This window comes from Streptomyces sp. Root1310 (assembly GCF_001426425.1).
GTDB lineage: Bacteria > Actinomycetota > Actinomycetes > Streptomycetales > Streptomycetaceae > Streptomyces.
In genome coordinates, this window is sequence record NZ_LMEQ01000033.1 from 148,399 (window position 1) to 162,520 (window position 14,122).

The 14,122-nt window shown below is 71.3% G+C and carries 12 protein-coding genes and 1 tRNA gene; 10 read left to right on the forward strand and 3 right to left on the reverse strand.

What is annotated here, in order from left to right:
* Positions 1-83: 83 nt before the first annotated feature.
* The 3 genes from ASD48_RS36855 (at position 84) to ASD48_RS36865 (ending at position 3,710) form a co-directional block, all read left to right on the forward strand.
* Positions 84-1,925 carry an acyl-CoA dehydrogenase gene (locus ASD48_RS36855; protein ID WP_057606236.1) on the forward strand — a complete coding sequence of 614 codons (1,842 nt, stop codon included), beginning with the start codon at positions 84-86 and terminating at the stop codon, positions 1,923-1,925.
* A 120-nt stretch (positions 1,926-2,045) separates the two neighbouring features.
* Complete coding sequence (locus ASD48_RS36860; RefSeq protein WP_057606237.1) at positions 2,046-3,368, forward strand: M18 family aminopeptidase; 1,323 nt, start codon at positions 2,046-2,048, stop codon at positions 3,366-3,368.
* A 93-nt stretch (positions 3,369-3,461) separates the two neighbouring features.
* Positions 3,462-3,710: a DUF6458 family protein gene (locus ASD48_RS36865; protein ID WP_054242050.1), complete on the forward strand. Its 249-nt coding sequence runs from the start codon at positions 3,462-3,464 to the stop codon at positions 3,708-3,710.
* A 245-nt stretch (positions 3,711-3,955) separates the two neighbouring features.
* Here the strand turns inward: ASD48_RS36865 and ASD48_RS36870 are convergent, their stop codons facing one another.
* Positions 3,956-4,354: a cupin domain-containing protein gene (locus tag ASD48_RS36870; RefSeq protein ID WP_057606238.1), complete on the reverse strand. Its 399-nt coding sequence runs from the start codon at positions 4,352-4,354 to the stop codon at positions 3,956-3,958.
* 52 nt (positions 4,355-4,406) lie between these two features.
* Here ASD48_RS36870 and ASD48_RS36875 point away from each other — a divergent pair, with 52 nt between their 5' ends.
* Together ASD48_RS36875 and ASD48_RS36880 are read left to right on the forward strand one after the other, a co-directional pair.
* Positions 4,407-5,417, forward strand: coding sequence for a helix-turn-helix domain-containing protein (locus tag ASD48_RS36875; protein WP_057606239.1), 1,011 nt, complete (start codon positions 4,407-4,409; stop codon positions 5,415-5,417).
* Positions 5,414-5,908, forward strand: coding sequence for an LURP-one-related family protein (locus tag ASD48_RS36880; protein ID WP_057606240.1), 495 nt, complete (start codon positions 5,414-5,416; stop codon positions 5,906-5,908). Before ASD48_RS36875 ends, ASD48_RS36880 begins: the two co-directional genes overlap by 4 nt.
* A gap of 189 nt (positions 5,909-6,097) precedes the next feature.
* On the opposite strand, the gene ASD48_RS36885 is transcribed toward ASD48_RS36880, so the two are convergent.
* Complete coding sequence (locus tag ASD48_RS36885; protein ID WP_057606241.1) at positions 6,098-6,922, reverse strand: carbon-nitrogen family hydrolase; 825 nt, start codon at positions 6,920-6,922, stop codon at positions 6,098-6,100.
* Positions 6,923-7,133: 211 nt separating this feature from the next.
* On the opposite strand from ASD48_RS36885, the gene ASD48_RS36890 reads away from it, so the two are divergent.
* Positions 7,134-7,958, forward strand: coding sequence for a maleylpyruvate isomerase family mycothiol-dependent enzyme (locus ASD48_RS36890; protein WP_057606242.1), 825 nt, complete (start codon positions 7,134-7,136; stop codon positions 7,956-7,958).
* A 75-nt stretch (positions 7,959-8,033) separates the two neighbouring features.
* On the opposite strand, the gene ASD48_RS36895 is transcribed toward ASD48_RS36890, so the two are convergent.
* Positions 8,034-8,936, reverse strand: coding sequence for a D-alanyl-D-alanine carboxypeptidase (locus ASD48_RS36895; protein ID WP_057606243.1), 903 nt, complete (start codon positions 8,934-8,936; stop codon positions 8,034-8,036).
* Positions 8,937-9,299: 363 nt separating this feature from the next.
* Between ASD48_RS36895 and ASD48_RS36900 the strand changes: the two genes are divergently transcribed.
* The 4 genes from ASD48_RS36900 (at position 9,300) to ASD48_RS36920 (ending at position 13,960) form a co-directional block, all read left to right on the forward strand.
* On the forward strand, positions 9,300-9,971 hold the full coding sequence (locus ASD48_RS36900; protein ID WP_079074231.1) for a GntR family transcriptional regulator: 672 nt from the start codon (positions 9,300-9,302) through the stop codon (positions 9,969-9,971).
* 62 nt (positions 9,972-10,033) lie between these two features.
* Positions 10,034-11,281, forward strand: coding sequence for an MFS transporter (locus ASD48_RS36905; protein ID WP_057606245.1), 1,248 nt, complete (start codon positions 10,034-10,036; stop codon positions 11,279-11,281).
* A gap of 276 nt (positions 11,282-11,557) precedes the next feature.
* Positions 11,558-11,629, forward strand: a tRNA-Ser gene (locus tag ASD48_RS36915).
* Between the two features lie 3 nt (positions 11,630-11,632).
* Entirely contained in the window at positions 11,633-13,960 is a 2,328-nt protein-coding gene (locus tag ASD48_RS36920; protein WP_057606246.1) for a hypothetical protein, read from the forward strand.
* Positions 13,961-14,122: the final 162 nt, after the last annotated feature.

Below are 14,122 nucleotides of genomic sequence, written 5' to 3' on the forward strand. Positions count from 1 at the left end.
CATCATCGGTAGCTACTTGTTGGTACGTGAACTAGTGCGAGGATCCAAGTCCCTCGCCGATCTCTCTTTACGGAGCCGTCGCCATGGGGCACTACAAGTCGAATCTCCGCGACATCGAGTTCAACCTCTTCGAGGTGCTCGGGCGCGACAAGCTGTACGGCACCGGCCCGTTCGGGGAGATGGACACCGAGACCGCGAAGAGCATCCTCGAGGAGCTGACCCGCCTCGCGGAGAACGAGCTGGCGGAGTCCTTCACGGACGCCGACCGCAACCCGCCGGTCTTCGACCCCGAGACCAACACCGCGCCGGTCCCCGCGTCCTTCAAGAAGAGCTACCAGGCCTTCATGGACTCCGAGTACTGGCGTCTCGGCCTGCCCGAGGAGATCGGCGGCACCACCGCCCCGCCGTCCCTGATCTGGGCGTACGCGGAGCTGATCCTCGGCGCCAACCCGGCCGTGTGGATGTACTCCTCCGGCCCGGCCTTCGCCGGCATCCTCTTCGACGAGGGCAACGACGTCCAGAAGAAGATCGCGCAGATCGCCGTCGACCGGCAGTGGGGCTCCACCATGGTGCTCACCGAGCCGGACGCCGGCTCGGACGTGGGCGCCGGCCGTACCAAGGCGGTCCAGCAGGAGGACGGCTCCTGGCACATCGAGGGCGTGAAGCGCTTCATCACGTCCGGTGAGCACGACATGTCGGAGAACATCCTCCACTACGTGCTGGCCCGCCCCGAGGGCGCCGGTCCCGGCACCAAGGGCCTGTCCCTCTTCATGGTCCCGAAGACGCTCTTCGACTTCGAGACCGGTGAGCTGGGCGAGCGCAACGGCGTCTACGCCACCAACGTCGAGCACAAGATGGGCCTGAAGGCCTCCAACACCTGCGAGATGACGTTCGGCGACCGGCACCCGGCCAAGGGCTGGCTGATCGGCGACAAGCACGACGGCATCCGCCAGATGTTCCGCATCATCGAGTTCGCCCGCATGATGGTGGGCACGAAGGCGATCTCCACGCTCTCCACCGGCTACCTCAACGCCCTGGAGTACGCCAAGGAGCGCGTGCAGGGTCCCGACCTGGCGAACTTCATGGACAAGGCCGCGCCGAAGGTCACCATCACCCACCACCCCGACGTGCGCCGCTCGCTGATCACGCAGAAGGCGTACGCGGAGGGCATGCGCGCCCTCGTCCTCTACACGGCCTCCGTCCAGGACGCGATCGCCGTGAAGGAGGCGAACGGCGAGGACGCGAAGACGGAGCACGCACTGAACGACCTGCTCCTGCCGATCGTCAAGGGCTACGGCTCCGAGAAGGGCTACGAGCAGCTCGCCCAGTCCCTCCAGACCTTCGGCGGCTCCGGGTTCCTCCAGGAGTACCCGATCGAGCAGTACATCCGCGACGCCAAGATCGACACCCTGTACGAGGGCACCACGGCGATCCAGGGCCAGGACTTCTTCTTCCGGAAGATCGTCCGCAACCAGGGCGCCGCGCTGAACTCCCTCGCCGAGGACATCAAGAAGTTCCTGGCGCTGGGCACCGGCGGCGAGGAGCTGGCCGGCGCCCGCGAGCACCTGGCCAAGGCCGCCGTCGAGCTGGAGGCCATCGTCGGCCTGATGCTGACCGACCTCGCGGCCACCGAGCAGGACGTCAAGAACATCTACAAGGTGGGCCTGAACACCACCCGCCTGCTGCTCGCCTCCGGTGACGTCATCGTCGGCTACCTGCTCCTCAAGGGCGCCGCGATCGCCGCCGAGAAGCTGGAGTCGGCCGCCACCAAGGCCCTCTCCGCGAAGGACGTGGCGTTCTACACCGGCAAGATCGCGGCGGCGAAGTTCTTCGCGGCCGACGTCCTGCCGGGCGTCACCCTGGCCCGCAAGATCGCCGCGGGCGTCGAGCTCGACCTGATGGAGCTGGACGAGGCCGCCTTCTAGCACTCAGAGGCCGCGTTCCAGGACGCATCCGCACAACCGCGCGACACTCCACATTGTCCTCACGAGGGCCCGCTCCCCATCACCGGGAGCGGGCTCTCGTACGTCGTTAAGGTGAACCCCATGAGCGCACCCTCCCGCTTCGACCGCGGCCACACCGACGACCTCATGACGTTCCTGACGGCGAGCCCGTCGCCGTACCACGCCGTGGCGAACGCGGCCGAGCGCCTGGAGAAGGCCGGGTTCCGTCAGGTCTCGGAGACGGATGCCTGGGACGCGGAGAGCCCGGCGGCCTCCGCGGCGGGGAGCGGTGGCAGGTATGTGCTGCGCGGCGGCGCGATCGTGGCCTGGTACGTGCCCGAGGGCGCCGCGCCGCACACGCCGTTCCGCATCATCGGTGCGCACACCGACTCCCCGAACCTGCGCGTCAAGCCACTGCCCGACACCGGGGCGCACGGCTGGCGCCAGGTGGCCGTCGAGATCTACGGCGGTCCGCTGCTCAACTCCTGGCTCGACCGCGACCTGGGCCTGGCGGGCCGGCTGACCCTGCGGGACGGCTCGACGCGCCTGGTCGACGTGAGCCGCCCGCTCCTGCGGGTCCCCCAACTCGCCATCCACCTGGACCGGGCGGTCAACACCGACGGCCTCAAGCTCGACAAACAGCGCCACCTCCAGCCCGTCTGGGGCCTGGCGAACGACGTGCGCGACGGCGACCTGATCGCCTTCCTCGAGCAGGAGGCCGGGCTGGCCGCCGGTCAGGTCACCGGCTGGGACCTGATGGCGCACTCCGTGGAGCCGCCCGCCTATCTGGGCCGCGACCAGGAGCTGATGGCGGGCCCCCGGATGGACAACCTGCTCTCCGTGCACGCCGGTACGGCGGCGCTCACGGCCGCGGCGACCGGCGGTGCGGGCCTGTCGTACATCCCGGTGCTGGCTGCCTTCGACCACGAGGAGAACGGCTCGCAGTCGGACACCGGCGCGGACGGGCCGCTGCTGGGCAGCGTGCTGGAGCGTTCGGTGTTCGCGCGCGGAGGGTCGTACGAGGACCGGGCGAGAGCCTTCGCCGGCACCGTCTGTCTGTCCTCCGACACCGGTCACGCCGTCCACCCCAACTACGCGGAGCGGCACGACCCCACGCACCACCCGCGGGTCAACGGCGGCCCGATCCTCAAGGTCAACGTCAACAACCGCTACGCGACCGACGGTTCGGGCCGGGCGATCTTCGCCGCCGCCTGCGAGAAGGCGGGCGTGCCGTTCCAGAACTTCGTCTCCAACAACTCCATGCCCTGCGGCACGACCATCGGCCCGATCACCGCGGCCCGGCACGGCATCCGCACCGTCGACATCGGCGTGGCCATCCTGTCGATGCACAGCGCGCGGGAGCTGTGCGGCGACGCCGACCCGTACCTGCTGGCCAACGCGCTGGTGGCGTTCCTGGAGGGGTAGCAAGTCGGCCGCCGCGCATGGGAGTCGAGCCCCGGGGTACCCGGATCCGGTGGTGAACCGGAGTGGCCGGTACACCGGACAGGAGGCAACATCATGGGCCTCGGCGGATGCATCATCCTCATCGCCGTGGGAGCCATCCTCACGTTCGCGACGGACTGGGACATGCAGGGCGTCAATCTCGACCTGGTCGGCGTCATCCTGATGATCGTCGGACTGATCGGCGTGACGACGTTCAGCAGCATCGCCCGGCGCCGCCGGGTGATGGTGCCTCCGACCTCGACCACGGTGGTCGAGACAGAGCGGCACCAGCGTGATGGTTACAACGGCGGCTACGGCGTCTGACCGTGACCCGGGGCAGGCACCCGGAACGGCCAGGACCTACGGCAACCGGTCCGCCCCGCCCTCGGTGAGGCGGACCGGAACCCCCGTTCCTGCCCGTGGACATGGCCGACGGGGTACTCGCCCCCGGCCCTCGAACCTCGCCCCGCCTCGCCCTCGTCTCGCCCTCGTCTCGCCCTCGCCCTTGAACAACAGCTCGGGCCGGCCCCACGAGCGCGACGTCCTCCCCGGCCGACCGTCACGTCACCTCAGCGCGAGGTCAACGCGTGTCCCGTCGTCGCGTCCACATGGTCCGGGACCTCCTCGTGGCGATCGCCGACCGTCGAGGTGCCGGTGGGTTCCAGGAGGAGGATCTCGGTCGGCACGGGCGCGTACGGCTTGTGTTCGGTGCCGCGCGGAACGGTGAAGACGGAGCCCTTGGGAAGGGTCACCGTGCGCTCCCCCTCCGGCTCGCGCAGGGAGATGCGGAGCTCCCCCTCCAGGACCAGGAAGAACTCGTCCGTGTCGTCGTGGACGTGCCAGAGGTGCTCTCCCTCGACATGGGTGACACGCACGTCGTAGTCGTTGACGGTGGTGACGATGCGCGGGCTCCAGCGCTCGGTGAAGGAGGCGAGCGCGGCGGGGAGAGAGACGGGTTCGTTGGTCATGCCCCTCATCGTGGGGTGGGCCGCGCCGCCCCACGAGTGCTAGGAATCGCACATGCCGCAAGATTCCTCTCAACGCCTCGTGCGTGCGCCCCACCGGGTCGCCGTGATCGTCGACGAGGGCACCAATCCCTTCGAGGTCGGTGTCGCCACCGAGCTGTTCGGACTGCCCCGGCCCGAACTCGGCCTGGCCCGGCCGCTGTACGAGGTCGTGCTGTGCACCCCCGCGCGCGAGGTGCGGATGAACCACGGGTTCTTCACCATGACCGGCGGACGCGGCCTGGAGGCGGTGGACTCGGCGGACACCCTGGTCGTGCCGGGCCGGCCCGACAACGTCGTCCCGCGCGGCCCCGCCGTCCTCGACGCCATCCGGCGCACCCACGCGCGCGGGGCGCGGGTCATGAGTTTCTGCACCGGCACCTTCGCACTCGCCGAGGCCGGGCTGCTCGACGGACGCCGGGCCACCACGCACTGGATGTGGGCCGAGAGGTTCCGCGCGCAGCATCCGAAGGTGCGGCTGGAGTCCGACGTCCTCTTCGTCGACGAGGGCGGCATCCTCACCGCCGCGGGCAGCGCCGCCGCTCTCGACCTCGGGCTGTACGTCGTACGCCGCGACCACGGCGCGGAGATCGCCAACGCCGTCTCGCGCCGGCTGGTGTTCGCCGCGCACCGGGACGGCGGCCAGCGGCAGTTCGTGGAACGCCCGGTGCCGGACGTGCCCGACGAGTCGCTGGCGCCGCTGCTCGCCTGGGCGCAGGAGCGGCTGGGGGAGCCGCTGACGGTGGCGGAGCTCGCGGCGCGGGCGGCGGTGAGCCCGGCGACCCTGCACCGGCGGTTCCGGGCGCAGCTCGGCACCACCCCGCTCGCCTGGCTGACGGCGGAACGGGTGGCGCTCGCCTGCCGGCTGATCGAGCGGGGTGAGCAGCGGCTGGACGTGGTGGCGGCCAGGAGCGGGCTGGGGACCGCCGCGAACCTGCGGGCACGCGTGCGGCGCGAGACCGGACTCAGCCCATCGGCCTACCGGCGGCGTTTCGGACCGGCCGTCGGGGAAGCCGTAACCGCATGAGATTCCTCGTACGCGACCGGCTCCTCGGCTTCGGTGACGACTACTGGATCGAGGACGACCGCGGCAACAAGGTGTACCTCGTCGACGGCAAGGCGATGCGGCTGCGGGAGACCTTCGAGCTGAAGGACACCAGCGGGCGGGTCCTGATCGACATCCACCAGAAGATGTTCGCCCTGCGGGACACGATGGTGATCGAGCGGGACGGCGAACCGCTGGCCACGATCCGGCGCAAGCGGCTGTCGCTGCTGCGCAACCACTACCGGGTGCCCCTGGCGGACGGCCGCACCGAACTCGACGTCAGCGGCAAGATCCTCGACCGGGAGTTCGCGGTCGAGTACGACGGTGAACTGCTGGCCGTCGTCTCCCGGCGGTGGCTGCACGTCCGGGAGACGTACGGTGTCGACGTCGTACGGGAGGACGCGGATCCGGCGCTGCTGATCGCGGTGGCGGTGTGCGTGATCCACCTCGCCGACAAGGACCACGACGACTAGGAAGACCCGGGAGCGGCCGGGAGCGGCCGGGAGCGGCTGGGAGCGAAAAACCGGGAGCAGCCTGCCGGGCGGCAGCCAGGAGCCGGAGGCCGGGAGCGGCTGGGAGCCGAAGGCCGGGAGCGGGCCGACACCGGCAGCCCCGGGAGCGGCCAGGAGCCGGAGCCCGGGAGCGGCTAGGGCTGGGAGCGGCTAGGGGCGGCGTTCTGGAGTGCGCAGGCCGAGCACCCGGTCCTTCAGGGCCGGGAACTGCTCCCGGGTCGTGGCGACCCTGGACGGGTCGAACTCGACCCTCAGGACCTCCTCGCCGGAACCCGCCTCGGCGAGCACCTCGCCCCACGGATCCACCACGATCGAGTGACCCGCCTGCGGAACTCCGGCATGCGTCCCGGCCGTTCCACACGCGAGCACGAACGCCTGGTTCTCGACCGCCCGTGCCCGGGCCAGCAGCGTCCAGTGCGCCCGGCGGCGCTCCGGCCAGCCCGCGGGGATCACCAGGGTCTCGGCGCCGGCGTCGACGAGACCGCGGAAGAGTTCGGGGAAACGGAGGTCGTAGCAGGTGGCGACGCCGACGGTCGTTTCGGGGAGGCGGACCGTCACCAGTTCCTCCCCCGCGCCCATCAGGACGGCCTCGCCCTTGTCGAAGCCGAAACGGTGGATCTTGCGGTAGGAGGCGGCAAGCTCACCGGAGGGGGAGAAGACGAGAGACGTGTTGTAGAGGGGGCCCTCGCCCGCGGCGGAGCCGCCGGACGGAGCGCGCTCCGGGATCGAGCCCGCGTGCAGCCACACGCCCGCGTCACTCGCGGCCTTGGCCATCGCCTCGAACGTCGGCCCTTGCAGGGGCTCGGCCTCGCTGCCGAACTCCTCGTAGGCGAACGCCCCGGTCGTCCACAGCTCCGGCAGCACCACGAGGTCGGCGGCACCGGCCTGTTCCCGTACCAGTGCGGCAACCCGCACTCGGCGCGATTCGACCGATTCGCCCTCTTCTACAGCGATCTGGATCAGAGAGGCGCGCACACTACCACCGTCCTGGCATTCGAGCCGTCCACACGGGCCTACGATCGTCACACGAAAGCACTGCCGGGGTGCCTCACAGCAGCGTAACTTAGCGTTCCGAGACACCCGCCGACACCCGGCGACACCCGCCGATATCCGCCCACACCGCCACCTCCCGCTGGCAACGCCGCCACAACCACCCGAGTACCGACCGCCGAGGGGTCCCGTTTCCGTGAGTCTGCATCCCACCCTCCAGCCCTACGCCGACGCCTGGACCCACTCCATCGAAGCGATATCCGAGCTGGTGCTGCCGCTGGTGGAGGCGGACTGGAACCGCCGGACGCCGTGCCCCGGCTGGTCGGTGCGCGACATCGTGTCGCATGTCATCGGGCTGGACTGCGAGATGTACGGCGATCCGCGCCCCATCCACACCCTGCCGCGCGACCTGTATCACGTCACCAACGACATCCAGCGCTACATGGAGATGCAGGTCGACGTCCGCCGCCACCACACGGCGCCGGAGATGACGTCCGAGCTGGAGTACACGGTCATCCGCCGCAACCGCCAGCTGCGCAACGAGTCGCGCCAGCCCACCACGATGGTGCGCGGCCCGCTCGGCACCGAGCTCACGCTCGAGGAGTCCATGCGCAAGCACGCGTTCAACGTGTGGGCGCACGAGCAGGACCTGCGCGCCGCCCTCGGGCGGCCCGGCAACCTCGACTCGCCCGGCGCGCACATCGCCCGCGACGCGCTGCTCGCCGAACTTCCGGCGGTCGTCGCCGAGAAGGCCGACGCCCCGCGCAGCTCAGCGGTCGTCTTCGACGTGCACGGGCCGATCGAGTTCCTGCGCACCATCCGCGTCGACATCCAGGGCCGCGGCACCCTGGAGACGGCGCCGGCGCTCGGCCCGGCCGCCGCGTTCACCCTGGACTGGGAGACGTATGTGCGGCTCGCCTGCGGCCGGGTGACGGCGGAGGCGGTCGCCGACCGGGTGAAGGCGGAGGGCGATCCGGAGCTGACGGCGGCGATCCTGCGGAACTTCGCGGTCACCCGGTAGCGGGCGCGGGCGGACAACGGAACGGGCCCGCCGTGTGGATCACGGCGGGCCCGGTCGCGTATGCGGCCTGCGAGGTCAGCTGATCCTGGCGTAGCCGTAGTTGATGAGCTTCTTCACGTCGGCCGTGCGGTTCACCGCGTCGGGGGACGTGAGGACGGTGCCCATCACGGACTCGCCGTTGAGCGTGGCGGCGAAGATGAGGCAGTACTTGGCCTGGGTACCGGAACCGGTCTTCACGCCGAGCGTGCCGTTCCAGCCGAGCAGCGTGTTGGTGTTGGTCCAGGCACTCATGGTGCGCGTGGCACCGGTCTTCGTGATGGTCTTCGCCGTGTACGACTTGGCCTTCACGACGGTCTTGAACGTCGAGCTCTTCATCACACTGCGGGCGAGCTTCGTCAGGTCGCGCGGCGTCGAGTAGTTGCTGCCGTTGCTCAGGCCGTCGAACGAGTCGAAGTGCGTGTTGGTCATGCCCAGGGCCTTGGCCGTGGTGTTCATCTTGGAGATGAAGTTCTTGGTGCGGGCCGCGACCGTCGTACCCGTACCGAACTTGTCGGCGAGGGCCATCGCCGCGTCACAACCGGACGGCAGCATCATCCCGTACAGCAGCTGGCGGACGGTGACCTTGTCACCGACGATCAGCTTGGCCGACGACGGGTAGCCCTCGGCGACCATGTAGTCGCTGACGGCCTTCGAGATCGTGACCTTCGCGTCCAGGTTCAGGTTCGCCTGGGACAGCACGACCTTCGCGGTCATGACCTTGGTGGTCGAGGCGGTGAGCCGCCTCGTGTCCGCGGCCTTGGTGTAAAGGGTGGCTCCGGTCGCGCTGTTCATCAGGTATCCGCCCTTGGCGGTGATGGTCGGCGTCGTGACAGCCTGCGCGGGCGCCGCGGTGAGGGCTCCGGTCGCGAGCACTGCGCCGACGGTGACGGCAACGGATGCGGCCCTGCGGACTCGGATGCCCTTGGTGGCGGTTATCAACTGAAATACCCCGATTACGTCGAATGCCCCTGCGATGCGGCCAAGTTGAAGGGGAAAGAAGAAGGGGCCGCATGTGTGTGACACGTAAGTAGCACAGAAAGTTGTGCGCTTGCTGGGCCGAATTTCCGATTACTTGACCCGGCGCTCGCCGGGCCCCCGCCCGCCCGGCTGCCCGCCAGCCTTCCCGCCGGGCCGTCCACCCCTGCATCCCGCGCCCCTCCCCGCCCCCTCCTCGCACCCCGTCACGGCTCCGCGTTCGGCTCCGCGTTCGGGTCCGCGTTCGGCTCCGCGTTCGGGTCCGCGTTCGGGTCCGCATTCTGGACCGGCCCCCCGTTGCGTACGTGTTGTATCTATCCTGTGGGCATGCCGTCCTCCGCTCCGCCCGCCCCAGCCCCCGTGAAGCAACCGCCCGCCGCCGACCGTGTGTACGCCCACGTGAAGCAGGGTGTCCTGGACCGCCGTTACGAGGGCGGCACGCTCCTCACCGAGGGCGAGCTCGCCGAGGCCGTGGGGGTCTCGCGCACTCCGGTGCGGGAGGCGCTGCTGCGCCTGGAGGTGGAGGGGCTGATCAAGCTCTACCCGAAGAAGGGCGCCCTGGTCCTGCCGGTCTCCGCACAGGAGATCGCGGACGTGGTGGAGACCCGGCTGCTGGTGGAGGAGCACGCGGCACGCAAGGCGGTCCCCGCCTCGGCCGCGCTGATCCAGCGACTGGAGGAGCTGCTCGCGAAGCAGAAGGCGCAGGCAGCCGCCGGCGACCTGGCAGGGGCCGCCATGACGGACCGCTGCTTCCACGCGGAGATCGTCCGCAGCGGCGGCAACGACATCCTGTCGAGGCTGTACGACCAGCTCCGCGACCGCCAGCTGCGGATGGGCGTCGCCGTGATGCACTCCCACCCCGACCGCATCGCCAAGACGCTGGGCGAGCACGAGGAGATCCTTCGGGCGCTGCGCTCCGGTGACGCCGAGGCCGCCGTCGAGATCGTGCACCGGCACGTCGGCTGGTTCTCGCACCTGGCCCGCGGGGAGGTCCGATGAGCCCCGGCCCCCGCAGCCTGAACTCCACCCTTCCGGGTGATCCGCCGGGCGGACGGCGCGCGATGGCCGTCTGGGGGATCGGCGTCTCGGTCTACTTCGTCGCGGTCATCTTCCGCACCTCCCTGGGAGTCGCCGGCCTGGACGCCGCCGAGCGCTTCCAGGTCAACGCCTCCGCCCTGTCCACCTTCTCGATCCTCCAGCTCCTGGTCTACGCGGGCATGCAGATACCGGTGGGTCTGCTGGTCGACCGGCTCGGCACCAAGAAGGTGCTGACCATCGGCGTCGTGCTGTTCACGGCCGGTCAGCTCGGATTCGCCTTCTCCCCGTCCTACGGCACGGCCCTCGCCTCACGCGCGCTGCTCGGCTGCGGGGACGCGATGACGTTCATCAGCGTCCTGCGGCTGGGGAGCAGGTGGTTCCCGGCGCGCCGTGGACCGATGGTCGCGCAGCTGGCGGGACTGGCGGGGATGGCGGGCAACCTGGTCTCGACCCTCGTCCTGGCCCGCCTCCTGCACGGCATCGGCTGGACGGCTGCCTTCGCGGGGAGCTCGCTGGCGGGAGTGGTCGTCCTGGTCCTGCTGCTGCTGTTCCTGAAGGACCATCCCGAGGGCCACGAGCCCGAGCCGTTCCCGCACCGGGGCGCGGCGTACGTCCGCCGCCAGATCGCCGCGTCCTGGCGCGAGCCGGGCACCCGCCTCGGCCTGTGGGTGCACTTCACCACGCAGTTCCCGGCGATGGTGTTCCTGCTCCTGTGGGGCCTGCCGTTCCTGGTGGAGGCGCAGGGGCTGTCGCGCGCGACGGCCGGCGAGCTCCTGACCCTGGTGGTGCTGAGCAACATGGTCGTGGGCCTGGTCTACGGCCAGGTCGTCGCCCGCCATCACGAGGCGCGGTTGCCGCTGGCCCTGAGCACGGTCGGCGCGACCGCCCTGATGTGGGCGGCCACGCTCGCCTATCCCGGCGACCGGGCGCCCATGTGGCTGCTCGTGACGCTCTGCGCGGTCCTGGGCGCGTGCGGCCCCGCCTCCATGCTCGGCTTCGACTTCGCCCGCCCGGCCAACCCGCCCGAGCGCCAGGGAACGGCCTCCGGCATCACCAACATGGGTGGCTTCGTGGCATCGATGACGACGCTCTTCGCGGTCGGCGTGCTGCTGGACGCGACCGGCGACGACTACACGATCGCCTTCTCCTGCGTCTTCGTCCTCCAGGCCCTCGGCGTCAGCCAGATCCTGCGGCTGCGCAGCCGGGCGGCTCGGCGCGAGCGGGAACGGCTGGTGGCGAGCCGCGTGGAGACGGTGCACGTGCCCGCGTAGACGGCCCGGAGGGGGCGTGGCCGACGGAGAGGGCGTAGCCGACGCATACGCCACGCGGGCGTGGACGGCGCACGGGCTCACATGGTGAGCGGGTGCAGACGGCACGCGGGCGCAGACGGCGAGCGGGCTGTTCCCGGCCCCTTGTCGCCGAAACACGGTTGAACGGACGCCCGTTCGACGTCTACCGTCGGGCCTCATCGACGTGTAGCTCAGTAGCCAGAGCGCCGGGCTTCAGACCCGGAGGGCGCAGGGGCAGGACCTGCCACGTCGGCTCATCGACGTGTAGCTCAGCAGCAGAGCACCGGGCTCGAGACCCGGAGGGCGCGGGGGCGGCACCCGCCACGTCGGCTTATGAACGACGACGCTGACCAGCAGCACCTCGCAGAGGCCAACCCGGGCTACGCCTCCGGCCAACTGGCCAGGGCGCTCGGCACCGCGCTCACCCACGAAGACCCCGACACCCGCCGGCGCGCCGGAGAACGACAGCGCGCGTGGCGGTCCGTACTGGCGGGCATGGCGAACGGGCTGCTCACCATCGGCTCCCGCACACCGGTCCGGGATCTGCCCGCGTGGGTGACTCCCGAGGTGCTCCGGGGCGGCTTCGCCACCGGCGCGCCGAGCGCCGGCGGCCCCCTGACGGAGTACGAGACCGAGGCCGCGCGCCGGGCCGGCGTGCCGGCGGACCGGAAGGCGCTGTTCGCGTACTGGCTGTCCGAGGACGGGCTGGCGCAGCTGTACGAACTCCTCGACGGCGGACGGTACGAGGTGACCGTCCCCGAGGAGGCCGCCCTGCTCACCGTGGCCTGGCTGGCCCGGGCCGGGGAGACGGACGCCGCGCTCGGACTCGTCGAGGAACTCGCCCCGTTCGCGGGACGGCTGCGGTTCACACCCCGCCCGTCCACCCGGCCTGCGCCCGACGCCGGCACGGTGCACCGCCTGACCGTCGCCGAGGCCGGGGAGAGCCTGGCGCGACGGCGGACCAGCGAAGCGGTGGAGACGCAGCGGGAGGCGCTGGCCGTGTGGCAGCCGTTCGGCGACGAACTGCTCGCCCACTGGCTGGAGACCGCCGACGACGGGCAGCCGGCCCGGGTGCTGACGCGCGCCCCCGGCGCCGCCTGGCACGGCCACGGCGCCGAACTGCTCGGCCGTTACCGCGACCTGGCAGACCGGCACACCCACTGCACCAAGCACCTCAAGCCGAAGGAGAACCTGGGGATCCTGCGCGGGGCGCTGGAGGAGACCGTCGCCGGACGGGAACTGGACGCCCGACGGCTCGGGTTGCTGCGGCACGCCGTCACGTCCATGGTGCGGCGGCGCGGGCTGCCCGGTTCCGCGGAACTCACCGCGCTGCGCCGGGAGCAGGCCGCGCAGGCGGCGCTGCCCTCGCATCACGCGCTGGCCCAGCTGGTGCTGCGCCGGCTGTCCGGGCTGGATCAGCAGGCGGGCGTGGCCGAGGTCGCGCCGCTCGTCGCCGCGGTCGGCGAGGAGGAGGCGCGGGAGACGGGGCTGCCCGTGGGCGCCGTGGTTCCGGCGGGCGTACGGCGGCCCGTCGAGGCGGCGCTGAGCGCGCCCCTGAGCACCCTCGTGGAACGCGGGGTCGTGCCCTCGGCCGAGGTACTGGCCGAGCTCATGCCGCAGCTCGTCGCCGCCACCACCGCGCAGGCCTACCCCGACCCTGCCCTGCGCACGCTGGCGGCCGCCCACCACCGGGCGTTCGCGGGCCGTCGTTCGCTGCTGCTGCTCAACCTCCAGCGGCAGGTACGGGCGGAGGAACTGCCATGGGTACGGGCCGTGGCCGGGCAGCGCACGGACGGCGAGGCGGGCGCGGTGTCGGCCGTCGCGCTGCGGCAGCTCGGCGAGCTGGCCGTGCAGGCCTTCCCCGGCACGATCCTGCCCAACACCCTGATCCGTGAGCTGTCCGTGCTGGCCCGCCAGGCCGAGCTGGGCGCTCCCCTGGTCGAGGAACTGGCCGCGGACATCTTCATGGGCACCTTCACCCCGAAGTTCCTCGCCGCGGCCCGGATCGCGGCGGAGCTGCTGGGCGGCGGCTCGCTCTACGAGCGCTACTACGCCATCGACTACCGGGCCGTCCGCAATCTGGCGATCGTCGAGACCGGCGAGGCGCTGACGAATGCGTACGGGGCCAGGACCTCGCCCGGGTTCGCAAAGCTGTGCGTCCAGCGGGCCGAGGCAGGCTCGGCCCGGTCGCGGCACGGAGGCGGATCGGTGGCCGCGAACGGCAAGGTGATCGAGCAGGCGCAGATCCTCACCACGCACAACCTGGCCACTCTGGTCCACCGGGTCGGCATCGAACCGGCCGCGGGCTGGGCGGACCTGGCCCGCCGCTGCTTCGTCACCGTGTGCCGGCTGACCGGTCGCGTGCACGGCAACCCGCGCCCGCTGGGCACGATCAAGGACGTGGCCTACGCCTGGCGGCAGCTGATGTTCCACCTGTCCCTGTGCACCCCCGGCGAGCGGGCCCGCACGCTGGCTTGGCTGCCGGAGGAGCTGACCCGGCACCCCGGCCATGTGGCGGGCCGACTGGCGCCCGCCCTCACCGGCCTGCACCAGGTCGCCGAGGGAGGCCGCGCCGACGAGGGCACCGGCCGGCTGCTCCTCGGCTGGACCACGAACGAACACTGGCTGCGCCCCCACCCGACCCCGCCCTCGACAGGCTGAGACGCCGGGCTCAGCAGCCATCGGACCGGGGACCAGGGGTGGGAGACCACCGGGCAAGTCCGGGCAGGCAGTTCCAGGCCTGCCGGGTCCAAGCCCGCCGGTCCGGGCCTGCCGGGTCCAAGCCCGCCGGGTCCGGGGCCGCGCCCCATCGGGGTGCGCGGC